This window comes from Novosphingobium terrae, assembly GCF_017163935.1.
GTDB classification, from domain to species: domain Bacteria; phylum Pseudomonadota; class Alphaproteobacteria; order Sphingomonadales; family Sphingomonadaceae; genus Novosphingobium; species Novosphingobium terrae.
The window spans coordinates 980,055-1,005,497 of record NZ_JABVZR010000001.1 but is presented as its reverse complement, the minus strand read 5'-3'; the positions used below and the strand labels follow the sequence as shown (position 1 = coordinate 1,005,497).

25 protein-coding genes are annotated in these 25,443 nt (G+C 64.4%); 13 read left to right on the top strand and 12 right to left on the bottom strand.

Annotation, left to right across the window (positions count from 1 at the left end):
• Positions 1-133: 133 nt before the first annotated feature.
• From HGK27_RS04750 to HGK27_RS04730, 5 genes are all read right to left on the bottom strand, one after another.
• Complete coding sequence (locus HGK27_RS04750) at positions 134-1,681, bottom strand: DUF4403 family protein (protein ID WP_206239136.1); 1,548 nt, start codon at positions 1,679-1,681, stop codon at positions 134-136.
• Between the two features lie 3 nt (positions 1,682-1,684).
• Positions 1,685-2,221: a ferritin-like domain-containing protein gene (locus tag HGK27_RS04745; RefSeq protein WP_206239134.1), complete on the bottom strand. Its 537-nt coding sequence runs from the start codon at positions 2,219-2,221 to the stop codon at positions 1,685-1,687.
• Positions 2,222-2,328: 107 nt separating this feature from the next.
• Positions 2,329-3,237 (bottom strand): alpha/beta fold hydrolase, encoded by a 909-nt coding sequence (locus HGK27_RS04740; RefSeq protein WP_206239132.1) that lies wholly within the window; start codon positions 3,235-3,237, stop codon positions 2,329-2,331.
• A gap of 224 nt (positions 3,238-3,461) precedes the next feature.
• Entirely contained in the window at positions 3,462-3,761 is a 300-nt protein-coding gene (locus tag HGK27_RS04735) for a hypothetical protein (protein ID WP_206239131.1), read from the bottom strand.
• A 25-nt stretch (positions 3,762-3,786) separates the two neighbouring features.
• Positions 3,787-4,038, bottom strand: coding sequence for a GlsB/YeaQ/YmgE family stress response membrane protein (locus tag HGK27_RS04730; protein WP_206239129.1), 252 nt, complete (start codon positions 4,036-4,038; stop codon positions 3,787-3,789).
• Positions 4,039-4,141: 103 nt separating this feature from the next.
• Between HGK27_RS04730 and HGK27_RS04725 the strand changes: the two genes are divergently transcribed.
• From HGK27_RS04725 to HGK27_RS04710, 4 genes are read left to right on the top strand one after another with little or no spacing between them, the layout of a single operon-like run.
• Positions 4,142-4,489, top strand: a complete 348-nt coding sequence (locus HGK27_RS04725; RefSeq protein WP_206239127.1) for a hypothetical protein — start codon at positions 4,142-4,144, stop codon at positions 4,487-4,489.
• Positions 4,489-5,955: a sensor histidine kinase gene (locus HGK27_RS04720; RefSeq protein WP_206239125.1), complete on the top strand. Its 1,467-nt coding sequence runs from the start codon at positions 4,489-4,491 to the stop codon at positions 5,953-5,955. The genes HGK27_RS04725 and HGK27_RS04720 overlap by 1 nt, the downstream gene beginning before the upstream one ends.
• Complete coding sequence (locus HGK27_RS04715) at positions 5,952-6,395, top strand: response regulator (protein WP_206239123.1); 444 nt, start codon at positions 5,952-5,954, stop codon at positions 6,393-6,395. Before HGK27_RS04720 ends, HGK27_RS04715 begins: the two co-directional genes overlap by 4 nt.
• Positions 6,395-7,432 (top strand): response regulator, encoded by a 1,038-nt coding sequence (locus tag HGK27_RS04710; RefSeq protein WP_206239121.1) that lies wholly within the window; start codon positions 6,395-6,397, stop codon positions 7,430-7,432. The genes HGK27_RS04715 and HGK27_RS04710 overlap by 1 nt, the downstream gene beginning before the upstream one ends.
• A gap of 63 nt (positions 7,433-7,495) precedes the next feature.
• On the opposite strand, the gene HGK27_RS04705 is transcribed toward HGK27_RS04710, so the two are convergent.
• A complete protein-coding gene (locus tag HGK27_RS04705) occupies positions 7,496-8,191 on the bottom strand; it encodes a sigma-70 family RNA polymerase sigma factor (RefSeq protein WP_206239119.1) in 696 nt (231 codons plus the stop codon).
• 339 nt (positions 8,192-8,530) lie between these two features.
• Between HGK27_RS04705 and HGK27_RS04700 the strand changes: the two genes are divergently transcribed.
• The 4 genes from HGK27_RS04700 to HGK27_RS04685 all read left to right on the top strand — a co-directional run bounded on the left by HGK27_RS04700 (position 8,531) and on the right by HGK27_RS04685 (position 13,671).
• Positions 8,531-9,352 (top strand): response regulator, encoded by an 822-nt coding sequence (locus HGK27_RS04700; protein WP_206239118.1) that lies wholly within the window; start codon positions 8,531-8,533, stop codon positions 9,350-9,352.
• A 205-nt stretch (positions 9,353-9,557) separates the two neighbouring features.
• On the top strand, positions 9,558-9,734 hold the full coding sequence (locus HGK27_RS04695; protein ID WP_206239116.1) for a hypothetical protein: 177 nt from the start codon (positions 9,558-9,560) through the stop codon (positions 9,732-9,734).
• Between the two features lie 252 nt (positions 9,735-9,986).
• Positions 9,987-12,383, top strand: coding sequence for a glycosyltransferase family 4 protein (locus HGK27_RS04690; protein ID WP_206239114.1), 2,397 nt, complete (start codon positions 9,987-9,989; stop codon positions 12,381-12,383).
• Entirely contained in the window at positions 12,334-13,671 is a 1,338-nt protein-coding gene (locus HGK27_RS04685; protein ID WP_241126850.1) for a glycoside hydrolase family 130 protein, read from the top strand. Before HGK27_RS04690 ends, HGK27_RS04685 begins: the two co-directional genes overlap by 50 nt.
• A 17-nt stretch (positions 13,672-13,688) precedes the next feature.
• On the opposite strand, the gene HGK27_RS04680 is transcribed toward HGK27_RS04685, so the two are convergent.
• Entirely contained in the window at positions 13,689-14,117 is a 429-nt protein-coding gene (locus HGK27_RS04680; RefSeq protein ID WP_206239111.1) for a low affinity iron permease family protein, read from the bottom strand.
• A gap of 192 nt (positions 14,118-14,309) precedes the next feature.
• Here HGK27_RS04680 and HGK27_RS04675 point away from each other — a divergent pair, with 192 nt between their 5' ends.
• Both HGK27_RS04675 and HGK27_RS04670 read left to right on the top strand, forming a co-directional pair.
• Entirely contained in the window at positions 14,310-14,942 is a 633-nt protein-coding gene (locus HGK27_RS04675) for a heme oxygenase-like domain-containing protein (protein ID WP_206239110.1), read from the top strand.
• Entirely contained in the window at positions 14,939-17,491 is a 2,553-nt protein-coding gene (locus HGK27_RS04670; RefSeq protein WP_206239108.1) for an HWE histidine kinase domain-containing protein, read from the top strand. The genes HGK27_RS04675 and HGK27_RS04670 overlap by 4 nt, the downstream gene beginning before the upstream one ends.
• A gap of 206 nt (positions 17,492-17,697) precedes the next feature.
• Here HGK27_RS04670 and HGK27_RS04665 read toward each other — a convergent pair whose 3' ends face one another.
• Positions 17,698-17,886 carry a CsbD family protein gene (locus tag HGK27_RS04665; RefSeq protein ID WP_206239107.1) on the bottom strand — a complete coding sequence of 63 codons (189 nt, stop codon included), beginning with the start codon at positions 17,884-17,886 and terminating at the stop codon, positions 17,698-17,700.
• 202 nt (positions 17,887-18,088) lie between these two features.
• Between HGK27_RS04665 and HGK27_RS04660 the strand changes: the two genes are divergently transcribed.
• Complete coding sequence (locus HGK27_RS04660) at positions 18,089-18,982, top strand: alpha/beta hydrolase (protein WP_206239105.1); 894 nt, start codon at positions 18,089-18,091, stop codon at positions 18,980-18,982.
• Positions 18,982-19,674 carry an aspartate/glutamate racemase family protein gene (locus HGK27_RS04655; protein WP_206239104.1) on the top strand — a complete coding sequence of 231 codons (693 nt, stop codon included), beginning with the start codon at positions 18,982-18,984 and terminating at the stop codon, positions 19,672-19,674. Before HGK27_RS04660 ends, HGK27_RS04655 begins: the two co-directional genes overlap by 1 nt.
• Here HGK27_RS04655 and HGK27_RS04650 read toward each other — a convergent pair.
• Positions 19,671-20,693, bottom strand: coding sequence for a zinc-binding alcohol dehydrogenase family protein (locus HGK27_RS04650; RefSeq protein ID WP_206239102.1), 1,023 nt, complete (start codon positions 20,691-20,693; stop codon positions 19,671-19,673). The genes HGK27_RS04655 and HGK27_RS04650 overlap by 4 nt on opposite strands.
• A 116-nt stretch (positions 20,694-20,809) precedes the next feature.
• On the opposite strand from HGK27_RS04650, the gene HGK27_RS04645 reads away from it, so the two are divergent.
• On the top strand, positions 20,810-21,166 hold the full coding sequence (locus HGK27_RS04645) for a winged helix-turn-helix transcriptional regulator (protein WP_206239100.1): 357 nt from the start codon (positions 20,810-20,812) through the stop codon (positions 21,164-21,166).
• A gap of 22 nt (positions 21,167-21,188) precedes the next feature.
• On the opposite strand, the gene HGK27_RS04640 is transcribed toward HGK27_RS04645, so the two are convergent.
• The 3 genes from HGK27_RS04640 to HGK27_RS04630 all read right to left on the bottom strand — a co-directional run bounded on the left by HGK27_RS04640 (position 21,189) and on the right by HGK27_RS04630 (position 25,339).
• Positions 21,189-21,383: a hypothetical protein gene (locus HGK27_RS04640; protein ID WP_206239099.1), complete on the bottom strand. Its 195-nt coding sequence runs from the start codon at positions 21,381-21,383 to the stop codon at positions 21,189-21,191.
• A gap of 165 nt (positions 21,384-21,548) precedes the next feature.
• Positions 21,549-24,395 (bottom strand): TonB-dependent receptor domain-containing protein, encoded by a 2,847-nt coding sequence (locus HGK27_RS04635; RefSeq protein ID WP_206239097.1) that lies wholly within the window; start codon positions 24,393-24,395, stop codon positions 21,549-21,551.
• A gap of 458 nt (positions 24,396-24,853) precedes the next feature.
• On the bottom strand, positions 24,854-25,339 hold the full coding sequence (locus HGK27_RS04630; RefSeq protein WP_206239096.1) for an asparaginase domain-containing protein: 486 nt from the start codon (positions 25,337-25,339) through the stop codon (positions 24,854-24,856).
• Between the last annotated feature and the right edge of the window lie 104 nt (positions 25,340-25,443).

The window sequence follows — 25,443 nt, the reverse complement described above, 5'->3', positions numbered from 1 at the left end:
AATCGCGGAATGATAAGCTGCGCTGGCAATCCCTGCCTGCGGCGCGGCGACCTTAGCTCTAAGGCCGAACCCGATACGCCACGCAGACATTAAAGGGATTGCAAAGGGCGATGGCCCTTTGCCCGCCGGAGGCCTACTTCCCTCCCTTACCCCCCGGAACATAGGCAATACTCGCCTGCCCCCGCAACCACACCGGCATGTAGAGCCCGTTGGCATAAGGCACCATCCGCCCGTTCTTCGCCTCGGCCAGCTTGGCCTTGATCCGGAAATCGCCCTGCTGACGCTCATCGATAGCGCGCTGAATTTTACCGATCAGATTGTTGTAATCGCGAGCGAAGTTCTGCTGCAAAGCATCCGCCACCGCGCCGGAGAAGCCGGGCGAGTTGGCAATGGCCAGCAGCAGGTCGCCACCGGCGTTATCCGTGCCGCCGCTGACGGAAAGGTCGCTGAAATGGACAAGCTGGCTGCCATCGGCGTTGTCGGGCTTGGCGGCGAACCAGATGCGACCATGCGTGGCAGCCGAAGCGTTGGCCCCGGCGTAGGCCGTTACGTCGGCGCCCACGGCAATGCGGCCCTTGCTGGCGCCGAAGATCTCGATGTTGCTGAAGCTGGCCGTCACCGGGCCAATGCCGGGCAGCACGAAAGGCTTGGCCGAGCGCTTGGCCAGCGCCTTGTTCAGCACGGGCACAAGCTGGTCATAATCGGCGATGACGGGGGCGAAAATCTTCACCTGCTGATCCTGCGGCGAGGCCTTGCCCATATCCGGCAGCGGCGTGGGCGCGGGATCGGCGGGGCGCTGGCCCACCACGGCCTGTGTCAGCGCGACCATGCCGAGGTTGAGCGTCAGCCGGTTGCCGGCAATGGTGTAGCCGCCATAGTCGATGCGCTGGGGCACGATCCGCATCCAGACGGGCGGATTGTCCTGATTGAGGTTCAGCACCGTGAAGCCCTTGGCCCAGAGGCCCTGCACCTGCTGGCGCAGGTTGAGCTTGTCCAGCTGCTCGGGCAGCTTGGCCTGCAGTTTGGCGATCAGGGGTTTGAGCTTTTCATCGGCCTTGTCGGTGAAGGTCACGCGCTGGCCCAGCAGATCGATGCCGGGCGGGGTGGACCAGTCATAGGCCAGGGCAATCTTGCCATGGGCATGCCAGTCGGGGCTGAGCGACAGGGTGATGCGCGCATGGGCCATGGCGCTGCCGGTGGCATGGGCATTGACCAGCCCGCCGACATTTTCCGCCCGTACATCGGCATTGATCGGCAGATCGGCCACGATCACCTGCCCTTGCCCATGCAAAGTGATGGGCCCGCGATGCGCGACGCCCACGATATGGCATTTCAGCTTGGGGGTAACGCCGATGTCCGCGCCGAACAGTCTGACCTTTTGCGGCCCGGCGCAGGTGGCACCGGGCTGATCGATGGTCCAGAGATCCTTGGGGATTTCCTGTTCGAGAAGCTTTTGCAACGCCCCCAGTTCACTGGAGAGCGGCACGGCAATGGTCGAGCTGATCGCCGGAGGCACCGCCATCTCTGTGGCATGCGGCGGCGGGCCGGAGGGCGCGCGGTGATGCCACATGGCATACCACAGCCCGCCGCCGCCCGCGACCAGTGCCGCGCCAAACAGGAGCAGCACGCGCTTGCCGGTGATGATGCGTCGGGGCGGAGGCGCCCCGGCGTCAGCCGTCATCGCTTAATTCTCAAGCAGGTCACGCAGCTCGTCGGCGTGTTCCTCTTCCTGCGCCAGAATGCCTTCCAGCAGAACGCGGGTGGTGGGATCACGGTCACCGATAAAGCGGATCAGCTCGCGATAGGCCTCCACCGCGATGCGCTCGGCGATGAGGTTCTCGCGGATCATATCCTCGATGGACTCGCCGGTCTTGTATTCGGCATGCGAGCGCTTGGTCAGCGTGGCCGGGTTGAGATCGGGCTCACCGCCCAGCTGAACGATGCGTTCGGCCAGCTTTCCGGCATGGACCTGTTCCTCGCGGGCGTGTTCGAGGAAATGGGCCTTGATCGGCTCGGCGATCACGCCGCTGATGCAATAGGCATGGCGCAGATAGCGCAGCACGCAGACCCATTCGGTGGCCAGAGCGCGGTTGAGCTGCTCGACGATGACCGGGCGATCCTCGGGATAGCTTTCGGTGATCGGCCCCTGCTCGACATGCTTGCGGGCCTCGGCGCGCAGCTTTTCGGTGGGGGTGAATGTGTCCTTGAGAAGCGTTGCCATCACGGGCTCCTTTACGGTCTGCCCTGATGCAATGCGCTAGGCAGCGCTCTGTTCCACGGGCGTGAAAAGGGCGGACCGCCTTGGGATGCGGCCCGCCCGATCACTCCCTACAATGAGGGCGCGACGACCATATTGGCGGTGGCGTCGTCGATCAGCTCCTGTCGCGTGGGGCCTTCGTTGAGCACGATGCCGCTGCCCTCAAGAAAAGCGATCAGATCGTTGGACAGGCGGCGATGCTGCGTGGCAAAAACGCCATGGGGCTCACCATCATACTCCACCAGCACGGCGCGCGGCAGGCGGCGGGCCACCTCATGCGCGGTGGCGGCGATGGGCACCGTCTTGTCCGCCGTGCCATGGACAATCAGCGTGGGCACATGGATGCTGGGCAGATCGCCACGGAAGTCAGTGGTGGCAAAGGCGCGGGCGGCCTGAAGCGTGGGGCGCAGGCCCGCCCGCATCGCCACATGCACAGCGTTGTCCAGCACCTCCTGACTGACCGGCTTTTCCAGCAGGCCGACGCCGAAGAACTGCTTGAAGAAACCGGCGAGGAAATGCGCGCGGTCGCCCAGCAGGCCCTTTTCGATCTCATCGAAGACCTCCAGCGGAACGCCCTCGGGATTGTCGGAGGTTTTGGGCATATAGGGCACCACCGAGCTGATCAGCGCCACCTGGCTGACCCCCTTGCCCTGATGGCGCGACATATAGCGCGCCACCTCGCCACCACCCATCGAGAAGCCGACCAGCGCCACATCGCGGCTGGCGCCGAAATGGGCCATCACATCGGCCAGATCGTCAGCAAAGGTGTCGTAATGATAGCCGCCCGAGGGCTGGCTGGAACGGCCAAAGCCGCGCCGGTCATAGGAAATCGCCTGAAAACCGGCATCGGCAAGGCGATTGGCGACCGGGTCCCAGCTGTCAGAGGAGAGTGGCCAGCCGTGGATCAGCACCACCGGGCGGCCCTGCCCCCAGGCTTTGGCGAAAAGATGCGTGCCATCGCGGGTTTCGACCATCGTCATCGGCGTGTCTCCCATTGTCGCGCGCGGTCTGTCGCGCCGGTTGCAACCATGGTTTCCAACCACCGGCGTGGCGAATGGGTCCGTACTGGCGCGGTCCAAGCGGCAGGGCGTGGCCCTGCCTATGCCGGTCGAATGCCGATCGAAACGCGGGGGACGGATATGCCAATGCCGCCCTCCCGCTGGATGCGGAACGGCGGCATTGTCTGCGCAGTCGATGGCCTGAATCAGTTGCGCAGATCTTTGGAGGCCTTGGACGCAGCGGTGCTGGCATCGCTCGCCGCATCGGCGGCGGCGGCCTTGCCCTGCTTGGCCAGTTCCTTGCCCGAGGCTTCGATGCTGTCGGCGGTGTGGCTGGCCGCATCGCCGATCTTGCCGAGCCCGGCTTTCAGATCCTTGCCCGCGCTGCTCAGCGCGGCATCGGCCTGTGCGGAATCCGCGGCCTGCGATTGCGTGTCAGGCTTGGAACAGGCCGAAAGGCCCGCCACCAGACCCAGCGCCGCCACCGCCGTGAGAAGCTTCTTCATACAATCCTCCCCGTGATCAGGCCGCTCAGGTCAAAGACCCGCGACGCAGCAGATTGACGATGGCCAGCAGCACGATCGCACCCAGCAGCGAGACCGCAAAGGTGCCCACCGTCAGCGGACTGTTGTTGATGTCACCACGCGCGAAAATCGCGCCGCCGATGGCCGAACCCACGATGCCGACGACGATGTTGCCGATCAGGCCGAAGCTTTCGCGCATGATCATGCCTGCCAGAGAGCCGACCACGGCACCGATCAACAGCCAGATAAGGATACCCATTGTACCGTCTCCTCAAGTTGCGCCAAACCTTGCTATGGCGATGGAACAGGAGACCGCGAGCAATGTTCCATCGCCACGATAAGGGGATAGCGAGAATGATATCGTGACATTCAGTCCCGAACAGACGGCCCACAGGAGGCTCGGGCGGCGTTTCGCCCCTCGCCCGGGCCTGTTTGCCGCACTGTTCGGCGTGACGCTGCTGGCGGGTTGCGCTCCCTCCGACGGTCGGGACTGGCATGGCTACAGCTATGCCGATGTGATGGGCGATGCGCCCGCGCAGGTCAGCGGGCCTTACAGGGACGGCCCGCAATGCCTAGCCGCCCTGCGCGCCACCGCCATGCCTCGCCCCCGGACCGCCGGTTTCGTCTGCGCGCGCGGCTGCAGCCTGTCAGCGCGGGACAAGGCCTCGGGCGACCGGCTGGTGACGGATTGTGCCGAGGTGCTGCGCTGATGCCTCAGGGACAGGCCGCACAGCGCCGTTTCCGCCGCTCGCTGATGCGCTTTATGGGGCTGGGCTTTGCCGCGCTGCTGGGGGTGGTGATCTCGGCCGGCGTGCTGATGGCGATGAACCAGCGCCAGACCAGGCTGATCGCCCATACCTATCAGGTGCAGAGCCAGATCATCGCGCTGCGTCTGGCCTCCACAAGGCTGGTCGCCGCCAATCTGCGCCGCAATCAGGATCTGACCATCGAGAGCGAGGGGCCGCTGACCGCGGCCCGCACCCAGCTCGATCAGAGCATCGCCCGGCTGGCCACACTGACCGCTGACAATCCGCGCCAACAGGCCCGCATCCCGCTGCTCACCGCCATTGCCGCGCAGATCGAGGTGCAGGCGGGCCTGCCTGCTCCGGGCGCCATGGCCCCGGGCGGGCTGATCGACCGGCCCAACAATCTGATCTTCCGTATCACCCGCGCGATGCAGGCGCATGAGGAGCAGCTGCTGGCCTATCGCGACGCCAGCCAGCGCGGCATCGAGCGCGGCTTCTACGTCACGCTTGGCATCACTGGCCTGCTGCTGGTGGCGATGGGCACGCTGACCTTCACCACGATCCAGACCTACACGCGTGAGATCGATGCCCAGCGTCAGGCGCTGCGCATGGCCAACACCGGGCTGGAAGCCGCCGTGCAGGAGCGCACCGCCGAGCTGAAACGCGCCAACAGCGAGATCCAGCGCTTCGCCTATATCGTCAGCCATGATCTGCGCTCGCCGCTGGTGAATGTGATGGGCTTCACCGCCGAGATGGAGATCGCGACGCAAACGCTGACCGCTCTGCTGGATGAGGCACAGGCGCAGCGCCCCGACACCATCGCCCCCGCCACAGACAGCATCATCCGCGAGGATCTGCCTCAGGCGATCCGCTTTATCCGTTCCTCCACCGAGAAGATGGACCGGCTGATCAACGCCATTCTACGCCTGTCGCGCCTCGGGCGGCGGGAGATCGCGCCGGAATGGCTGGATATGAACGCGCTGGTGCAAGGCGTGGTGGATACGCTGCACATGCGGATCGAGGAAAGCGGCGCTCAGGTGGAGATCGCCTCGCCCCTGCCCCGCCTCTTCAGCGACCGTATGGGGCTGGAGCAGATGATCGCCAATCTGGTGGAGAATGCGCTGAAATATGGCGCGGGCGCGGCACCGCCGCAAATCCGTATCTCGGGCCGTGAGATCGGCGAGCGCATCGAGATCAGCGTGGCCGATCAGGGCCGGGGCATCGATCCGCGCGATCATGAGCGCGTCTTCGACCTGTTCCGCCGCTCCGGCCAGCAGGACCGGCCCGGCGAGGGCATCGGACTGGCCCATGTGCGCGCGCTGGCCTATCGGCTGGACGGCACGGTGATGGTCGATTCCACCCTTGGCAAGGGCGCCACATTCACCATAAACCTCCCCCGTCACCACTCCGGATCGCAGAGCCAATCATGACCCAGACCCATCACAGCGTCACCATCATCATGATCGAGGACGATGAGGGCCATGCTCTGCTGATCGAGAAGAACATCCGCCGTGCCGGGATTTCCAACGAGATCGTGCATCTCTCCAACGGCCATGATGCGCTGGAGTTCATCTTCAACGCCCCGCGCGGCCCGGTGCACAATGGCCCGGCGCTGATCCTGCTGGACCTCAACCTGCCGGACATGAGCGGGATCGACATCCTGACAAAGATCAAGTCCGAGGAGCATCTGCGCCGCACCCCCGTGGTGGTGCTGACCACCACCGACGACAAGCATGAGATCGAGCGCTGCTATGATCTGGGCTGCAATGTCTACATCACCAAGCCGGTGAATTACGAGAATTTCGCCGCTGCCATCCGCCAATTGGGCCTGTTCCTTTCGGTGATCCAGGTGCCGGACGCCGGGCTCTGATGTCAGCCAAGCCGCGCCTGCTCTATATCGACGATGACGAGGGCCTGTGCCTGCTCGCCAAGCGGCGGCTGGGGCGCGAGGGTTTCGACGTCACCACCTGCGACAGCGGCAGGCAGGGCGTGGAGCTGGCGCGCGATCAGAGTTTCGATGTCGTCGCGCTCGATCACTATATGCCGGGGCAGAACGGGCTGGAAACGCTGGACCAGCTGATGGGGCTGCCCAACCCGCCCGCCGTGATCTATGTGACCGGATCGGAAGAGACCAGCATCGCGGTGGCGGCGCTGAAGGCGGGCGCGGTCGATTACGTCATCAAGACCGTCAGCGAGGATTTCTTCGATCTGCTCACCCGCACCATCGGGCAGGCGCTGGCGGCGCGGCGCACGCTGATCGAGAAGGAACTGGCCGAACAACGCCTGCGCGAAACCAACACCAAGCTGGAAGCCATGCTGGGCGAGATGAACCATCGCGTGGCCAACAGTCTGCAGATGGTGTCTGCCGTGGTGACGCTGCAATCGCGCATCGCGCGCGGCGAGGAAGCGCAGGCCATGCTGCGCGATATTCGTCAGCGCATCCATGCCGTGGGGCGGGTGCATCGTCAGCTTTACGTGGGCGGCGCCTCCACCACCATCGCGATGGACAGCTATGTGCTGGGCCTGGCCGAGGATCTGGCGGGCAGCTTTTCCAGCGAGGCCTCACCGCGCGTGATGCGAGTCTTTGTCGATCCGCTGGTGCTGCCGGCCTCGGTGGCGGTGACACTGGGCATTCTGATCAACGAACTGGTCAGCAACGCCTGCAAATACGCCTATGCCGAGCATGAGCCGGGCGAGGTGCGCATCTATCTGCAGGCGCAGGGCGATGATGCCTACCGTCTGGCGGTGGAGGATGACGGGCGCGGCTACGATCCGGACGCCCCGGCCAAGGGGACGGGCCTTGGCTCTCAGCTGATCCGCACCATGAGCGAGGCGCTGGGCAGCAAGCTGTCTGTCATCAACACCGCCCCGGGCCTGCGCGCGGAGCTGATCGCGCCTTTACGCTAGGCGGAAACGAAAACCGGCGGCCATCGCTTGCGCGAGGCCGCCGGCGGGTCTGGCAGGGAAGGGTCAGGCTGCCAGTCGAGCGATGATGTGAGGCGGCGCGACCTTGCGCAGCTCCTCAAGGAAAGCATCGAGCACTTCGCCCTTCAGCACGAAGCTGCTGCGGGCATCGGGCAGCACGCCGCTGTCGATCGCGGCAGAGAGCGCCGCACGGGCACGGGCGATGCGGCTCTTGACCGTACCGAGTGCCACGCCGCAGATTTCGGCGATTTCCTCATAGCTGACGCTGCCGATGGAGACCAGCACCAGCACCTCGCGCTGGGCGGCAGGCAGGGTGGCCAGAGCGCGCAGCACGTCGGCAGCCTCAAGGCGGCCTTCCTGCGAACCCTGGATGTTGAGGATGCGCTCGGCCTCGGTCTCGTCATATTCGCCCACGAAGCGTTCGCGGCGGACCTGACCGAAATAGTGATGGCGCAGGATCGTGTAGGTCCAGGCGCGGAAGCTGCTGCCCGCCACATAGCGGTCACGCGCGGCCCAGGCCTTCATCAGCGTTTCCTGAGCCAGATCGTCGGCCCGGTCACGATCGCCGCAGAGCATGCGGGCAAAGGCGCGCAGATGCGGAATGGCGGCGGTCAGTTCCTTGTGGAAATCGGCGTCCGAAAGCGGGTCGCCTTCGATCTTTCCCTGAATTCTGGCACCATTGGCCGCCAGATTACGCTGGGGAGCCAGCTGCTTGTTCTCGTCGATCGTCTGTTCGATCATGGGGCGTCTCCCGTCGTCTGTGTTAACCCTTCAATGGCCGGGCGCCGCATAGGTTCCGCAGCATATCCAGCCCCCTGTACGGTTCGGCGCCCTTGCCGTCACCGCGAATCCCGCAGAAAACCGGGGTTCCGCGCAAGGTTCAGCCGATGCAAAAAATAATTTTCGCCATGCTGCGCAGCATGAGGCGGAACAAGCAGGCGGCAAAATCGTAAAGCCTCAGGACAGCGCCCGGGCGCGCAGGGGGAATTCCGCAGATCGGCAGGCGCAAGCAGCCATGAAACGATCGGCAGAGGCCTGACGCCGGAGCGTGGCTGTCCTGCCAGGATCAAGGATCGTTTGATGCCGCTTACTTCGGATCGCCCCAACCCCGCTACCCAGACGTCACCGACCCAGGCACTGGCATCCTCCCTGCCCTATCTACGCCGCTATGCCCGCGCCGTGACCGGATCGCAGTCCATGGGCGACAATCTGGTGCGCATGACCCTGAACGCCGCGCTGGAAGACGCCGATCTGCTGGAGCGTATCTCGCAGAGCCGCGTTGGACTTTATCATGCCTTTACCGGCGTATGGACCTCGGTGGACCCCGATGTGGGCCGCGATGGCGCCGGGCCGGAAGAAGGCAGCCCCTCGCAGCTGGGCCGCGTGTCCACGCTGCGTCGGCAGGCGCTGCTGCTCAGCCAGCTGGAGGATTTCTCGATTCCCGAAACCGCGCAGATCCTGAGCGTTTCGGATGAAGAGGCCGAAGAGCTGGTGAAGGAAGCGCTGGCCGATATCGCGCGGGACAATGTGGCCGATGTGCTGATCATCGAGGATGAGCCGCTGATCTCCACCCATCTGGCCGATATCGTCAGCAGCGCGGGCCATCGCATTGTGGCCAGCGCCACCACCGCCTCGCAGGCGCGTGAGGCCTATGCGGCGCATCGCCCCACGCTGGTGCTCAGCGACATTCAGCTGGCCGATGGCAGCTCGGGCATCGATGCGGTGGAGGATATCCTCAAGATCGGCCCGGTGCCGGTGATCTTCATCACCGCCTTCCCCGAAAAGCTGCTGACCGGCGAAGGGCTGGAACCCACCCTGCTGATCAGCAAACCCTTCCGCGAGGAAACCGTGCTGACCACCATCAGCCAGGCGCTGTTCTTCGGCTCGAATCTGAATGCCTGATCCTGCTCGCCCCGGCGAATGCCGCTTGCGCCCAGCCGTTGTGCAATGCGGAACATTCGCCGGGGGATAACATTTTCGAATTCAGAGCATGGCGCTGCGATTTTAACCGTAACGCTGCTCTCTGGCGCTAGTCTCGCCGAGTTTGTGTTACGGCGCTATGATCGCCGCCGCCATGCCATGATGTTTTCTCGACTGGAAGCTGACCGTGCCCGATCCCAGCCCTTCCCTGTTTGGCAACCAGCCAATCGAAAGCTCCGACAAGCTGCTTGAGCAGACCGGATGGGGCAAGGACATCCGCGACTTCTACAATGCTGCCGTGGATGAAGGCGTGCCGCCCGAGTTCGAGAGCCTGATGGCCAAGATCGCCAAGAAGATCAAATGATCGCCCGGGGATGAAAGCCCCTTCCAGACCGGCCTGCTGCGCTCTGTCGCAGCCGTGAACAGCCGCGCCGGATTCGCGCGCCACAGGCCCGTCAGACACAGCCAAGTGCCTTTGTCGCAAGCCTTATACCACCAGTCGGTTTTTGCCGGAAACGCGTGGAACTCCGCCATGGCTGACCCATTGTCCCAGATAGGCCCGGATCGACCGGCCCATCCGGCAGCGAGACGCCGCCAGCAAGAGGGAAGACCCACCATGACCGACGACTTCCCCAGCCTGCGCGATCAGAAGCCCTCCGACCAACTCGTGGCCGAGGTGGTGGACCTTTTCGCTTCGGAGCCCCGCATGCCCCGCCTGCGCGTGGCGCTGATCGGCACTTACACTCCGCGCCGCTGCGGCATCGCCACTTTCACCTGCGACATCCGCGAGAAGCTGGCCGCCTTCGTCCCCGATATCGACGTCGATGTCTATGCGCTGGACCAGAAGGATTCTGGCCTCGCCTATGAAGACCATGTCCGCACCATCGAGGCTGACAGCGCGCAGGCCTATGCCCGCGCCGCGCGGCTGATCAATGAGAGCGGCGCCGATGTGGTCTGGCTGCAGCATGAGTTCGGCATCTTCGGCGGCCCCGATGGCGATATGGTGCGCGAGCTGGTCGATGGCGTCGCGGCCCCGCTGCTGATCACCTTCCACACCGTGCTGGCCGAGCCTTCCGCAGGGCAGCGCGCGGTGACGCAGCATCTGCTTGAGCGAGCCAGCAAGGTGATGGTGATGTCGCGCCATGGGGCCGATCTGCTCACCTCCACCTACAAGGCCCGACCCGAGATCGTCGAGATCATCGAGCATGGCGCGCCAGACCGCCCCTTCGGCGGCGAGGAAGGCGCCAAGGCGCGCATGGGGCTGGACGGCAAGCAGGTGCTGACCACCTTCGGCCTGCTGGGCCCCGGCAAGGGTCTGGAGCAGGTGATCGAAGCGCTGCCCGCGATCATCGCGCGGCATCCTCAGGTGGTCTATCGCATTCTGGGCGCCACCCATCCGGTGCTGCTGGCGCGCGACGGTGAAAGCTATCGCGAAGGGCTGATCGCCCGCGCGCAAGAGCTGGGCGTCGCCCAACATATCGTCTGGGAAAACCGCTTCCTCGACACCGATGAGCTGCTCGACCAGCTTGAGGCCTGCGATATCTACATCACGCCCTACCCCAATCTGGGCCAGTCCACCTCGGGCACGCTCAGCTATGCGGTGGCGCTGGGCAAGGCGGTGGTTTCAACGCCCTATGTCCATGCCCGCGAGCTGCTGGCCGATGGCGTGGGCTGCCTGATCGACACCAATGCGCCGGACGCCATCGCTCAGGCGGTGAACGCGCTGCTGGACAATCCCAAGGCGCTGATGGCCACCAAGCTGCGCGCCTATCAGCGTGGCCGCCAGACGATCTGGCCGCAGTTCGCCAAGGCCGGGGCGGCGCTGGTGCGTGAGACCATGGCCCCTTCGCCCAAGCCGGCGTCGCCGCAGATGGTGCCGGGGCTCTCCGCCGTCTTCGCCATGAGCGATGCCACGGGGATGCTTCAGCATGCGGTGGGCATCGTGCCGGATCGCCGCCATGGCTATTGCCTTGATGACAATGCCCGTGCGCTGATGCTGATGAATGTCTCCACCTCGCTGAGCGAAAGCGAGCGCATGCGCTGGAGCATCTGCTACGCCGCCTTCGTGCAATATGCCTGGAACCCGGACAAGGGCCGCTTCCGCAACTTCATGAACTTCGACCGGACATGGTGCGAAACCGAAGGCTCGGAGGATTCCAATGGCCGTGCGCTCTGGGCGCTGGGTCATACGGTGGAGCATTCGCCCCTGCCCGATATCAAGGCATGGGCGCTCGATCTTTTCGACACGGTTCTGGAGGGGATCGAACCCCTGCAGAGCCCCCGCGCCATGGGCTTTGCCGCGCTGGGCTCGCTGGCGCTGATGCGCGCCGGGCACCGCCATGGCGGCGCGCGCGACATGGTGATCGACAGCTGCAACATGCTGGCCCATCTGCTCGACAAGACCCGCCGCCCCGACTGGGCATGGTTCGAGGCGGTGCTGGGCTATGACAATCCGCGCCTGTGCCAGGTGCTGATCGAGGCGGGCCATCTGCTGGGCGAGAAGAACTGGCTGGCCATCGGCCTTGAAACGCTCGACTGGATCAGCCGTTGCCAGACCGGCATTCAGGGCCATTTCCGCCCCATCGGCTCGGAAAGCTTTGGCCGTCAGGGCACATGGCAACCCTTTGATCAACAACCCCTTGAAGCGCAGGCCGCTATCGAGGCCGCGCATAGCGCTTTCGTCGCAACCGGCGAGAAGGGGTGGACCGATCAGGCCCTGCAGGTGTATCAATGGTTCTTCGGCGCCAATGATCGCGGCGTCGTGCTGGCCGATATCGCCACCGGACGGTGCCGGGACGGTGTAACGCCGAGAGGGCGTAACGAAAATTCGGGCGCGGAATCGATTCTGGCCTTCCAGCTTGGCCATCACAGCCTGTCGCGCCTGCTGCGTCGTCTTCAGCCGCCCCAGTTCACACAAGCCGTCGTTTCCACGGCCAGCCAGACGCCCATCAAGGGGATCAACCTTGGACAAACAGTTGCACGTCCTGTCGCGCAATCCGCTGCATATTCTTGATGAGAGACTTCATGCCGACCCCACGCGGGTCGTTCTGCGCCCCTTCCATCTGGGGTGGCAGGGAGCAGGCGCGCCTGAAGGGCGCGCCTTGCGTCTTGTGCGCGATGTCGCCGGGCTGGACGAGGCGCGGGTGGAACGCGAATATGCGCTGGTCCTCCACGATTTCCTCGACCGCCACTGGCAGACCGAACATATGTTCGAGGCCCGCTTCGAGGAGGTGGCCATCGCGCTGGAACTAGGCCGCCGCGACCTGGGCGTGGCGGATTTCTCGCCCACGCGGCGCAAGCTGATCGGCGCCTATTTCTGCCATGAATACACCTATGCCGCCGCCGCGCTGATGAACCCTTCCATCGTGCCCCATCCCGATCAGAGCGGGATGAAGGAGGGCACGGTGCGCTTCATCCTCTCGCTGCGCGCGGTGGGCGAAGGGCATATCAGCTCGGTCGCCTTCCGCGAGGGGATCGCCAGCGATGACGGCAGCTTTTCGCTCTGGCCCGAATCCGCCTTCGCCACCGCCGTGCAGCGCTGCGACCATGGCCTTGGCATTCAGGATGAGGACGCCCCCGTTCAGGTGGAGCGCCATCCCGAAAGCAGCCTCTCCAACACGGTGATCTTCCCCATCACCGAGCAGCAGGCCAACGGGCTTGAAGACTTGCGTCTGGTTCGGCTCGACCATGGCGGGGGCGACATCGAATGGGTCGGCACCTACACCGCCTATTCGGGCCGCTCGATCCGCAGCGAATTGCTGCGCACGCGCGACTTTCATCGCTTCACGCTGGAGCCGGTGCAGGGCCGCGCCGGGCGCAACAAGGGCATGGCGCTCTTCCCGCAGAAGATCGACGGACACTATCTGATGGTGGGCCGTCAGGACGGCAAGAACCTCTACCTCCTCAAATCGGACCGGCTGGAACGCTGGGACGATGAGGGCGTGCTGCTGATGGAGCCGAAATACCCCTGGGAGTTCATCCAGATCGGCAATTGCGGCAGCCCGATCCTGACGGACGCTGGCTGGCTGCTCTTCACCCATGGCGTGGGGGCGATGCGCAAATATGCGCTGGGCTGCGTGCTGCTGGACCGCGACGATCCCTCGCGCATCATTGGCCGCGTGCGCGAGCCTGTGCTCACCGCCGAAAATGCCGACCGCGCAGGCTATGTGCCCAATGTGGTCTACACTTGCGGCGCGCTGCTGATGGGCAAAGATGAGCTGCTGATCCCCTATGGCATCTCGGACATTTCGGTGGGCTTTGCCAAGGCCCGGCTGGACGATCTGCTGGCGCTGATGGTGTAACGCCTCAGCGCCTGGCCTCAGCGTTTTTCGGGCAGCCGCTCCTTCACCTCTTCAAGGGTCTTTTCGGCGCTTTCGATGGCCTCCTCCACGTCTTCGACATCGCATTCCTGCTCGATAGCGTCGCGGATGGCCTCGATCTCGGCGTCGCTCTTGTGTTCCAGCCCGATCAGCTGGTTGCGCGCCTTGTCCGCAGAGCGCAGGATTTCGTCGATCTTGGAATGCAGCGCCACAATATCGCGGTTCTGCGAATTCTGGATCACGAAGACCATCAGAAAGGTGATGATCGTGGTGCCGGTGTTGATCACCAGCTGCCATGTGTCGGAATAATGGAAGACCGGCCCGCTGGCCGCCCAGATCACCACCACCACGCAAGCCAGCGCAAAGGTGATGGGCCGCCCCGTCCAGACGGAAACGCGTTCGGCAAAGCGGGAAAAGGCGCTGGGCATGGCGGGAGAGCCTTAAGGGAAAGCGGATGGCGGCCTGTCTTCCTGCGAGACAGATATGCCTTGATCTCCTAAGCAGTCGCCCCGAATGATGTTCCCTCCCCGGATTTTTGCCTGGATTTTATCGGGGTGAAGGGAGCCTTGGGGCGCCTGATGCATTAAGCATCAGGTACGGTACCGAAAGCGAAGGTTGCAATGCCCGAAACCCCTATGCCCGCCATGGCGCCAGAGGATTTGCGCCATGTCCTAAGGCTGGGCACGCGTGAAGATCACGAGCGGCTGGATGCCCTGCTGGGCGCCTGCGTTCTCTCGACGCGCGCCGGGTTGACGCGTTTTCTGCAAGCCCATGCCATCGGCCTTCAGGCGGTGGCGCCCTTGGCGACCCGTTTCCTTCAGGATGAGCTTGGTCTGGCCATGCCCGATGTGCAGGCGATGGTCGCGCAAGATCTGGCCGACCTTGGCTGCACCGCGCCGCTTCCTGCTTTGCCTGCTTTGCCTGATGAGGGCTCGGCGGGCGCCGGAGCCGATGCAGGCGCCGGAGCCCATGCGGGCGCAGCCTATGTGCTGATCGGATCGCGACTGGGCACGGCTGTGCTGCGTTCACACGGCTATTGGTCGCCCGGCACGCCCGGTTTCAGCCGCTATATGGAAGACAACAGCCTGCGCGCGCTGTGGCAACCGCTGGTCAAAGCCCTGCGCGACCTGCCGCAAGCCCGGCACGAGGCTGCCCTCACCACCGCCCGCGCCAGCTTCGCCGCCTTCGAGCAAGGCCTGCATCTGGCGCAGACCATGCCCCTTCCCGACCATGAGGGCGCCCTCCCCTCATGACCCTCACCTATCCCGACCAGGGCGTCGATCTGAACAGCTGCGATCTCGAACCGATCCATATCATCGGCGGCATCCAGCCCTTCGGCTTTCTGGTGGCGCTCTCCAGCGACTGGATCGTCGCCCGCGCCTCGGCCAATTGCGAGGCCCTGCTGGGCCGCCCGGCTGCCGAGGCGCTGGGCCATCCCGCTGCTGATTTCTTCACGCCCACCGCTGTCGAGCAGATCCGCCAGAGGCTGGCCGACCTGTCGCCGGGTCAGGTCGAGCGCCTTTTCAACCTGCCGCTGACGCCTGACTGGCGCCCTTTCGATGTGGCGCTCTACCGCGCCGGGCGGCAATTCGTGCTGGAGATCGAGCCTTCGCATCAGGGCACGGCGCGCGACTATCTCTCGCTGGTGCGCCCGATGTTCGATGCCGCGCGGCAGGCCTCCAACCTTGACGATCTGTGCGACATCGCCGCCCGCCAGATGCGCCGCCTGACGGGCTTTGACCGCGTGAAGGTCTACCGCTTCGATGAAACCGGCGCGGGCGAAGTGGTGGCCGAAGCGCGCGGCGACCAGATCGACAGCTTCCTCGGCCTGCACTTCCCCGCTTCCGACATTCCGAAACAGGCGCGCAAGCTCTACACGCGGAATCTGCTGCGCATCATTGCCAACATCGACGATGCGCCGGTGCCGATCCATCCCGCGCTCGATGCCGACGGCCAGCCGCTGGATCTGACCCCCAGCGGACTGCGCGCCGTCTCGCCGATCCATATCGAATATCTGCGCAACATGGGGGTGAAGGCCTCCATGTCGGTGTCGATCCTGCGCGGTGGCAAGCTGTGGGGGCTGTTTGCCTGCCACCATTACGCGCCGCTGGGTCTGCCCTATGCGACGCGCACGGCGGCGGAACTCTTCGGCGAGTTCTTCTCCGGCCTGCTGGAGCAGATGGAAATCCGCGCCACGCTGGCCCAGCACGAAACCGCCACCAAGCTGCATGACGATCTGACGGCGCAAGTCGCCCATGGCGGATCGCTGCTCGCCAATTTCGACCGTTTTGCCGATCTGATCCGTCAGGTGATCCCCTTCGACGGCATCGTCGGCTATGTGGCGGGCGATTATGTCGCGCTGGGGCAGACGCCGTCTCAGGCGCAGTTTCTCGATCTGGCGCGCTTCCTCAACACCACGGGCAATGGCGCCTGCTGGTCCACCCATCATCTGGCGCTGGTCTATCCTCCGGCGCAGGCCTTTGGCGACAAGGTTTGCGGCTTGCTGGCCGTGCCCGTCTCCCGCGTGCCGCGCGATTTCCTCGTGCTGTTCCGCCGCGAATATGCCCATGAGGTGCTGTGGGCCGGCGATCCCGGCGCGCCCAAACAGGCCCCCGGTCCTCTGGGTGACCGCCTCACCCCGCGCAAGAGTTTCGCCCTGTGGAAAGAGGAACGCCGCCGCCAATCCAAACCCTGGTCGGGCGATGAAAAGGCGATTGCCGAAAAGCTGCGCGTCACGCTGATCGAGGTGATCCTGCAACTGCTCGACGCCTCCAATGCGGAAAGAGAAGCCGCCGCCCGCCGTCAGCAGGATCTGATCGCGGAGCTGAACCACCGGGTGCGCAATTCGCTCAACATGATCGGGGCGATGGTGAGCCAGGGGCAGCGCAGCGCGGCCACGCTCTCCGATTTTTGCAGCCGGGTCAGCGCGCGCATCGCCACGCTGGCCCGCGCGCATGATCAGGTCAACGCCACCAGCTGGGCGCCCTTCCCGCTGGGCCCGCTGATCCATGAAACCGTGCGCGCCGCCTTCCCCGAAACCCATGGCGCGCTGACGATCACCGGCCCTCAGGTGCTGATCCGCCCCTCCGCCTTCACCACGCTGGCGGTGGTGATCCATGAGCTGGTCGCGCACAGCACCGCTCTGGCCGCGCCCGAGGGGCAGGTGCAAATCGAACTGGCCCAGACCGAGGGCGCAGACCTCACCCTCTCATGGCGCGAAAGCGGCGGCGCGAAAACCGGGAGCGACGGGGGCAGCGCCTGGCATGACCGTATGGCCATGGCCATTGTCGAACGCTCGATCCCGCATGAACTCTCCGGCCATGCGCGCGTTACCTTCCATGCCGAGGGTCTTGAGGCCCACTTCACCATCCCCGCCGAAAGGGTGCAATTCATGACTGATACGCCAACCCCCTCGCCCACGGGATCGCCGGGCCCCGTTCCTGCCACCAGCCTGCTCTCGCAGCGCGCTCTGGTGGTGGAGGACAACATCATCATCGGCATGGAGGCTGAGGACCAGCTGCTGGCGCTGGGCGCCCATACGGTCGATCTGGCCAACAATGTGGCGCAGGCGCTCAGCCTGATCGCGGCCAACAGCTATGAATTCGCCCTGCTCGACGTCAATCTGGGTAATGAGAGCAGCCAGCCGATCGCCGATGTGCTGCAGGGCAATGGCACGCCCTATGCCTTCTCCACCGGCTATGGCGAGGTGCCATGGGCCCATGGCCCCAAGGTGCCGGTGGTGACCAAGCCGCTGGATTCCATTGCGCTGGAACGGGCCATCGTCGCGTCGCGATTGCCTTAAATCGTCGCTTCGCGCCTGCCCTGAAACCCTGAGCCCCGCACCACGCGCGGGGCACCTTTCCTCGGCCCGCATGCAAACAGCCCCCGCCATTCTCATGGCGGGGGCTGGCCGGGGCTTGCGCCCCGTTTCGATGCCTGCCGGACCGGGCTCTGTAACGCAGACGCGCAGGGGAAAACGCGCCTCAGGCCCGGCCTCTCGGCCAACCGTTACCGGTCAACGGCATCCTTGATCGCATCCTTCGCCTTGCCCGTGGCGCTCTGCACCTTGCCCTTGGCGTCCTGAGCGGCGCCCTTGGCGGCCAGGCTGGCGTCACCGGTTTCCTTGCCGATGGCTTCCTTCACCTTGCCGATGGCGGAATTGGCGGCACCCGAAATGCGGTCGGTGGTCGAACTCATGGTCTGTCTCCTCATGGACTTGCGGATCGGACGAAGGCTCATCCTTCGCCTTAGGAAAGAGCCGGACGGGGGCCATGTTCCATGCCCAAACTCAACTGATCGCAAACCCGATGACATCAGGCGATGGCCCCTGCGCCAACCGCCTCTTGCCAGCCGGAAGCCGATGCCCCACGGTAAGCCCCGACCATAACAGGGGGCATCGATGCGTCTGGTTCTTCTTCCTTTTCTGCTGGCCACATCACCCATGGCCCAGGCGGCAACCACGCCCGTCCCCGCGCCTGCCGCCGTCACCACGGACCCGCCGCGCGACAGCGCCCATCCCGCCAGCATGTCCGCTTTCGTCATTCCCGTGCCGGACGGCGCGCTCAATGCGGTGATGTACACTGCCGCCGGCATCGGGCCGCATCCCACGCTGCTGCTGTTCCACGGCTTTCCGGGCAATGAGCAGAACCTCGATCTGGCGCAGGCCGCGCGCCGCGCCGGATGGAATGTGCTGACGCTGCATTATCGCGGCTCATGGGGCAGCCCGGGCACCTTCTCCTTCGCCCATTGCGAGGAGGATGGCGCCCATGCTCTGGCCTTCGTGCGCCAGCGCGACACGATCATCAAATTCCGCATCGACCCTTCGCGCATTGCGGTCGCCGGGCACAGCATGGGCGGGATTGTCGCCGCGCGCGTGGCGGCGGATGATGCTCAGGTGCTGGGCGCCTTCCTGATCGATCCGGCCGATTTCGCCGCCATCGGGCGCAGCTTCTCCAAGCCCAGCGCGCGTGAGGATTTCCTCAACGATGAGGTGCGCGGCGATATGCCCCCGCTGGCGGGCACCAGCGAGCAGGCGATCATGGATGAGGTGGAGCATGCCGGCGCGAACCTCGATCTGGTGGCGGCCATGCCCGCTCTGGCCGGGCGACCGCTGGCGCTGATCGGGGCGCAGCGCGGGATCGGTACGATGGCAGCGGCGGCGGCTCAGGCAGCGCGCAAGGCCGGGGCCAAGCAGATGGACGCCGAAACAATGCCCACCGATCACAGCTTTTCCGATATGCGCATTGCTCTGGCGACACGGCTGGTGACGTGGCTCGACAGGTTCCAGCACTGATGCGCAGCATCGGCCTGATCGGCGGCATGAGCTGGGAAAGCTCCGCCGAATATTACCGCATCCTCAATGAGGGCGTGCGCGATGCGCTGGGGCCGACCGCTTCGGCGCGCTGCCTGTTGTGGTCCTTCGATTTTTCCGAGATCGAAAAGCTGCAACACGATGGCCAGTGGGACGCGCTGGGCGAAAAGCTGGCCGATGCCGCGCAAAAGCTTGAGGCAGCAGGCGCCGATCTGCTGCTGATCTGCACCAACACCATGCACAAGCTCGCAGGCGCGGTGGAGGCGGCGGTGAGCATCCCCCTGCTCCATATCGCCGACCCCACGGCGGAAGCGATCCGCGCGCAGGGCCTCACCAAAGTCGGCCTGCTGGGCACCGCCTTCACCATGGAGCAGGATTTCTACAAGGGCCGCCTGACCGAGCGCTACGGCCTCGATGTGATCGTGCCCAAGGACGAAGACCGCGCGACCGTCCACCGCATCATCTATCAGGAGCTGGTGGCAGGTCAGGTGCTGGACGCCTCACGCGAGGCCTATCGCGCGGTGATCGCTCGCCTTGTGGAACGCGGCGCGCAAGCGATCATTCTTGGCTGCACCGAGATCATGCTGCTGGTCGGCCCCGATGACAGCGCAGTGCCGGTGTTCGACACCACCGCGCTGCATGCCGGGGCCGCTGTGCAGGCTGCTCTGGGTTAATCCGGCCAGCCTTCCAGCACCAGCTTGCCCCGCATGCGGTTGCTTTCCAGCAAGGCATGGGCCTGCTTGAGGTTGGCGGCATCAACGGGCCGCATCACCTCGGTCAGCGTGCTGCGGATCTTGCCCGCATCGACCAGATCGGCCACCGCATCGAGCAGCCTCGCCTGCTCCTCGATATCGGCGGTTTCGAAGAGGGGGCGCGTGAACATCATCTCCCAATGCACCGAGACCGCCTTGCGCTTGAAGGGCATGATATCGAAGCTCTCCGGATCGTCGATCAGCGCGAAACGGCCCTGAGGCGCGATCAGCTCGACAATCTCGGCCTGATGCTGGTCGCTGTGCGTGGTGGAAAAGACCAGCCCCGGCGCGCCCAGCCCCAGCGCCGCAACCTGAGCCGCCAAAGGCTGGCTGTGATCCAGCACATGATGCGCACCAAGCTCCTTCACCCAATCACGCGTTTCGGGGCGCGAGGCGGTGGCGATCACGGTCAAGTCAGTCAGGGCCCGCAGCAGCTGGATCGCAATCGAGCCCACCCCGCCCGCGCCGCCAATGATCAGCACCGCAGGCGCCGCACCGGGCACGGCATCACGCACGCGCAGCCTGTCGAACAGGGCTTCCCACGCGGTGATCGCCGTCAAAGGCAGAGCAGCGGCCTGCGCCCAATCCAGACTGGCAGGCTTGCGCCCCACAATCCGCTCATCGACCAGCTGATACTCGGCATTGCTGCCATCGCGTGAGATGCTGCCGGCGTAGTAGACCACATCGCCAATCCCTAAGCGCGTTACAAGCGGCCCCACCGCCTCCACCACACCGGCAGCATCCCAGCCCAGCACGCGCCAGTCCGCCCCCCCGAGCGGCCCGGCACCACGGCGCACCTTCGTATCCACCGGATTGACCGACACCGCCCTCACCCTGACCAGAATGTCGCGCCCCTGCGGCACTGGCTGTGGCAAGTCGATATCGATCAGAGCATCCGCTCGATCGAGGGAACCGGGCTGGGCATAACCGATGGCACGCATGGAAGGTCTCCTTTCACTTGAGAGTGAAAGGACCTCACTCATGGGCCCGGTTCATGTCATAAGCACAAAAAACGCCTATAGTATCAAAAAGGATACCGTAAGATGGTCACTTCGCCATGGTAAAGGCCCGCCACTCCCGCCTCGACTGCACGCCCGGCTGCGCGGTGGAAGCCGCTGTCAGCCTGATTGACGGCAAGTGGAAGGCGGTGATCCTCTACCATCTGCTCGATGGCCCGATCCGCTTCAACGCCCTGCGCCGCATGGTGGGCGATGTCACCCAGCGCATGCTGACCAATCAATTGCGGGAGCTGGAAGCCGATGGGCTGATCCACCGCGAGGTCTTTGCACAAGTGCCGCCCCGGGTGGATTATTCGCTGTCGGATCGGGGGTTGTCCCTTTCGCCGATCATCATGGCGCTGAAGGACTGGGGTGAGGCCAATATGGACCTCTTCGGGCGAAGGCTGGCGGCGTAACCGGCCAAACGTCGGCCTGATCTTAGAGGTGATGCAGCGCCGCGATGGCAATGCCAGCCCCCATGCCCCACAGCCCCGCGCTGAGGGCAAAGGCCAGCGGCAGAGCGCGCCACAGGCCATTCTCCACCTGAGCCGGGCGGCGATGCAGAGCAATAGCGCGGCTGGCGGTGCGGACAGGGCGGGCAGAGTAAGCCATGTCAAAAGGAAGGCTGGTCATCGTCTGAAGTTCCATCATCTGCGTGATGAGGGCCTTATGCTGCACGCCGCCTGATTTGAAAAATTGCTTGAAATGCAATCTATGAGCGATTTTATCGATCAATAAAAAGCGCCCCGGAAAGGATGATCCTCTCCGGGGCGCCGTCCGATCCGTTGCGACAGAGGATCAGAACTTCAGGCGCACGCCTGCCGTGAAATAGCGGCCCACCGGATCGTCGGTCATGGCCCAGCCGCCAAAGCCGCCCGGGCCGGTCGAGGTGCCCGGCGCATTGATCGCCTGCGGCTTGGCGTCGAACAGATTCTGCACGTTCACGAAGAACTCGCCCTTGCCCGCGCTCATCGCATCGAAGCTGAAGGAAGCATTCAGGCCCAGCTGGCCGAAGGCCCCCACAGTGCCCTGCCCCGGCGCCCAGACCACCGTGGGATCACCCCACAGCTTCATGGAATTGCGCCAGCGATAGATCGCATCCAGACGGAAGGCCTGCGTGACGTTGAAGCTGGCCGTGCCGGTGATGCGCCAGCTCGGGCTGGCGGTCAGGCCGTTGCTGCCGAAGGCCACATCGCCCTGATCGATCACCGCCACGCCCGGCTGGATGTAGCGGATATGCGGCTGCCATGCCGTCAACCCGCGCAGGTTGAAGGCGTGGTTGCCGATATGGGTGGCGTAATTGGCCTCGAAATCGACGCCATAGGTGGTGATCTTCGACAGGTTGATCGGCTGCACATACCAGGCCGTCACCGCGCCGGTGGTGGGATCGCGCTGGATCAGATTGCAATAGAGCGAGATGCCGCCCGTGTTGCAGCCCTGCTGGGTGGAAGGCTGGAAGCCCTGCACCGTGGTGATCGCATTGCTGATCTTGATGTTGTAATAATCGACCGCCAGACTGAAGCCACGAATGAAATCAGGCTTGTAGACAAAGCCCGCCGTCCAGGTCTTGCCGATTTCCGCCGTCAGATTGGGGTTCGACAGATTGACCGAGGGCACCAGCGTGCCGGTCGGCGTCTTGCCCAGCAGATCCTGATTGCTCACCGGCACCACACTTTGGGTGGCATAGAGATCGTTCAGGGTGGGCGCCCGGATGTCGCGGCTGATGGTGCCGCGGAAGCGCAGCTCATGGCTGACCTTCCAGTCGCCACCGATCTTCCAGGTCCAATAGGCGCCCACCGTGTTGTATTTGGTGTAGCGCGCGGCCAGATTGACGCTCAGGTCACGGAAGAAGCGGGCATCCTTGACCAGCGGCACATTGGCCTCGCCCGCCACTTCCCACACCGACTGCGAGACATGCGGGTTCGACGGCAGGGTGATGTTGTCCAGCGTGGTCGAGGACGAGCAATTGTAGCGCAGATTGGTGCAATTGGCATACATCGTCGGCGTCGAGGTGCTGGTCGCCGAGAAGGACTGCATGCGCCACTCACCCGACAGAGCGGTGGTCACCTCACCCGCCCAGGTCGAGAAAGGGCTGCCCGAGATCGAGGCGTTCACGTCATGCTGGCCGGTGCTGGCCACATAGCGCGTGGTGTCCATGATATAGGCCAGCGAGGCGGCGCTGGCCGCGCTGGGCCCGAACAGGTTGAGCGGCGAGCAATTGGCATAGGCGGCGGCGGTGTTGGCCTGCGTGGCGGCATAGCAGGTGGCCACGCCGTTCACATTCACCGCATCAAGCGCCGCCGACAGCTTCTGCTGGTTGAGATCGTTGGAAATGACGGTGGTCAGACGCGAGTCACCCCGCACATAGGAGAGCGACCAGTCATACTTGCTGCCGATCTTGCCTTCCAGACCCGCCGTGAACATCAGCTGGCGCGTGTCGGAATCATAGCGCGGGCGCCCGGCCTCGGCCAGAATGCTGCTCATGGTGAAGGTCGAGCCGGTCATCTGCGAGGCATAGGCCGGCGAGAGGAAGGCATTGCCGGTCGAATAGGTCTCGCCCGTGCCCAGCTGATAGGCGCTGCCGAAAGAGGTGTTGTGCTTGAAGTTGCCGCTGCCCACGAAGAAGGCATGGATGTCGTCAGTCAGATCATAGTCGAAACGGGCATAGATCTGATGCTGGCGCGTCGCGGCCTTGAGCGAATTGTCATAGTAGCCGCCCGCACCACCGCTCTGCACACCCGCACTGTTGGAAGCGGTGCCATTGTTGAAGGCGCTCAACACACCATTGGCGCCGAAATACTGGCCGGCCAGCGCGCAGCCCGTGCCGCAACCATTGATGCGGCCACCGAAGGGGCTGGTGGAGATGGTGGTGTTGGTCGTCAGCGTGTAGGGCGAGGCTGCCGTGCCCGCCCCCGTCACCACCGGGCGGTTCAGCCACGAGCGCGAGGCGCGGCTGTCGATGCCGGAATCGTTGCGGAACTCATAGCTGGCTTCGAAATGGCCTTTGCCGTCAGCGAATTTCTTGCCGAAAGCGATGGCGGCTTCCTGGCTGGGATCATCGCCCAATTGCGAGATCCCGGCCTGCGCCTGCATCTTCAGCCCCTCGAATTTGGTGTCGGTGATGAAGTTCACCACGCCCGAGACCGCATCCGAACCATAGACCGCCGAGACACCGCCCGTCACCGTATCCACGCGCTTGACCAGCAGCTGCGGAATGACGTCGGCATCGACGATGTTGGTGAAGGAGGTCGGCGGCACGCGCCGGCCATCGAGCAGCACCAGCGTGCGCTGGCCGCCCAGATTGCGCAGGTTGAGCTGCGCGGCATTGCCATTGCCGCCCGACACGCCGCCCGACGCGCCCGGATTGCTGAAGGCCCCGCGTGAGCCCGAGAACACCGGCAGGGTGTTGATCGATTCCGTGATGCTGGTGGGGCGCAGATTGGTGAGATTCTCGGTGGTGACGACCGTGACCGGCGTGGGGCTGGCGTCACCATTCTTCACCGTGCGCGAGCCGGTGACGATGATATCCTTGTCAGGCACCGCAGGGGCCAGAGGGGCCGCATCCTGCGCGGCTGCCGGAGCATCGGCCTGCTGAGGCTGCGCCGCGGCCGTACCGGCCACCGCCACGCCACAAACGGCCAGCATGCTTCCTCCTGCCAGAAAGGCAGCGACAAATTTCCTCACTTTGATCCTCCCTCGGTCAGGGTTTTCTTTTCTCTCCGCGACGCGACCCTGTTCTGTCGCCCGTTCCTGCGCACGTCGCGGTGTGTGATGCCTTGATCGCCCTACAACAGACCGACCGGCTCACCTGAACCATGCATGTTCAATGACAGAAACGGCGCGCGGCCCCGCTATTCATTTTCGGTTTAGGGTCATTCAAATCACCCCTGAGCCGCCAGCCCCGGGCACGTCAATTGATTGAAGTGAGCGCATTTCATCGCTCACCACCCGATAAGGACTTATAAGTTTCAGGCCATGATCCATCAGCTTGAACCGCAAGTTGCTGATCAGGCGGGCTGAATTAGCTCAACCATGCAAACGAAGGTCAGCCGCGCCCGGGCCCATCAGGCGATGGGCGGATCGAACGGGCGCTGAGGCTGGCTTCAGATCGAGACGAAAGCGCCGATGCTGCGGTCCTTGCGCACCTTCGAAGCATCGAACACCGTGCCGTTCATGGCGATGTAGATGCCCGGCGCGGCGGACTGCACCACACCAAAGGCCATGCCCAGATTGAAGGTGGCATCGCTCTCGGCAAAGCGCGCCGGGCTCAGCGCGCCCAGCATGCACACGGTCTTGCCCGGAATGTCTTTCAGCACTGCCGCCGTGTCGGTCATCGTATCCGTGCCATGGGTGATGACGATGCGGCTTTCCGAAGCGCTTTCGATGGCTTGGCGCAGGGCGGCACGGTCGGTGTCGTCCAGCTCAAGGCTGTCCTTGCGGCAGATTTCCTGAATGCGCACATCATGCTTCACCAGGCCGATCTCCATCAGCTTGGTGACCATCGTGTCGCCCACCTGAAACTCCGACAGAGCGTCGAAATAGACCTTGTCGATCGTGCCGCCGGTGGTGAGGATCAGAATGTCAGCCATGGATCGAGCGCCTGTTTTGATGATTTGCAGGCGGATCAGGTAGACAGAAGGCAGGGGGAAGAAAAGAGAAGATGCGAGGGCCATCGCCCTCGCGCTCCCTTTAA

Excerpts from the sequence above, each read along its gene's own strand:
- HGK27_RS04680 (WP_206239111.1), bottom strand. The coding sequence starts at position 14,117 with ATGCCCAGCGCCTTTTCCCGCTTTGCCGAACGCGTTTCCGTCTGGACG.
- HGK27_RS04630 (WP_206239096.1), bottom strand. The coding sequence starts at position 25,339 with ATGGCTGACATTCTGATCCTCACCACCGGCGGCACGATCGACAAGGTC.
- HGK27_RS04670 (WP_206239108.1), top strand. The coding sequence starts at position 14,939 with ATGACCCTCACCTATCCCGACCAGGGCGTCGATCTGAACAGCTGCGAT.
- HGK27_RS04750 (WP_206239136.1), bottom strand. The coding sequence starts at position 1,681 with ATGACGGCTGACGCCGGGGCGCCTCCGCCCCGACGCATCATCACCGGC.
- HGK27_RS04700 (WP_206239118.1), top strand. The coding sequence starts at position 8,531 with ATGCCGCTTACTTCGGATCGCCCCAACCCCGCTACCCAGACGTCACCG.
- HGK27_RS04705 (WP_206239119.1), bottom strand. The coding sequence starts at position 8,191 with ATGATCGAACAGACGATCGACGAGAACAAGCAGCTGGCTCCCCAGCGT.
- HGK27_RS04740 (WP_206239132.1), bottom strand. The coding sequence starts at position 3,237 with ATGACGATGGTCGAAACCCGCGATGGCACGCATCTTTTCGCCAAAGCC.
- HGK27_RS04715 (WP_206239123.1), top strand. The coding sequence starts at position 5,952 with ATGACCCAGACCCATCACAGCGTCACCATCATCATGATCGAGGACGAT.
- HGK27_RS04645 (WP_206239100.1), top strand. The coding sequence starts at position 20,810 with ATGGTAAAGGCCCGCCACTCCCGCCTCGACTGCACGCCCGGCTGCGCG.
- HGK27_RS04660 (WP_206239105.1), top strand. The coding sequence starts at position 18,089 with ATGCGTCTGGTTCTTCTTCCTTTTCTGCTGGCCACATCACCCATGGCC.
- HGK27_RS04655 (WP_206239104.1), top strand. The coding sequence starts at position 18,982 with ATGCGCAGCATCGGCCTGATCGGCGGCATGAGCTGGGAAAGCTCCGCC.
- HGK27_RS04690 (WP_206239114.1), top strand. The coding sequence starts at position 9,987 with ATGACCGACGACTTCCCCAGCCTGCGCGATCAGAAGCCCTCCGACCAA.
- HGK27_RS04635 (WP_206239097.1), bottom strand. The coding sequence starts at position 24,395 with ATGCTGGCCGTTTGTGGCGTGGCGGTGGCCGGTACGGCCGCGGCGCAG.
- HGK27_RS04730 (WP_206239129.1), bottom strand. The coding sequence starts at position 4,038 with ATGGGTATCCTTATCTGGCTGTTGATCGGTGCCGTGGTCGGCTCTCTG.
- HGK27_RS04640 (WP_206239099.1), bottom strand. The coding sequence starts at position 21,383 with ATGACCAGCCTTCCTTTTGACATGGCTTACTCTGCCCGCCCTGTCCGC.
- HGK27_RS04675 (WP_206239110.1), top strand. The coding sequence starts at position 14,310 with ATGCCCGAAACCCCTATGCCCGCCATGGCGCCAGAGGATTTGCGCCAT.
- HGK27_RS04665 (WP_206239107.1), bottom strand. The coding sequence starts at position 17,886 with ATGAGTTCGACCACCGACCGCATTTCGGGTGCCGCCAATTCCGCCATC.
- HGK27_RS04650 (WP_206239102.1), bottom strand. The coding sequence starts at position 20,693 with ATGCGTGCCATCGGTTATGCCCAGCCCGGTTCCCTCGATCGAGCGGAT.
- HGK27_RS04720 (WP_206239125.1), top strand. The coding sequence starts at position 4,489 with ATGCCTCAGGGACAGGCCGCACAGCGCCGTTTCCGCCGCTCGCTGATG.
- HGK27_RS04745 (WP_206239134.1), bottom strand. The coding sequence starts at position 2,221 with ATGGCAACGCTTCTCAAGGACACATTCACCCCCACCGAAAAGCTGCGC.
- HGK27_RS04710 (WP_206239121.1), top strand. The coding sequence starts at position 6,395 with ATGTCAGCCAAGCCGCGCCTGCTCTATATCGACGATGACGAGGGCCTG.
- HGK27_RS04735 (WP_206239131.1), bottom strand. The coding sequence starts at position 3,761 with ATGAAGAAGCTTCTCACGGCGGTGGCGGCGCTGGGTCTGGTGGCGGGC.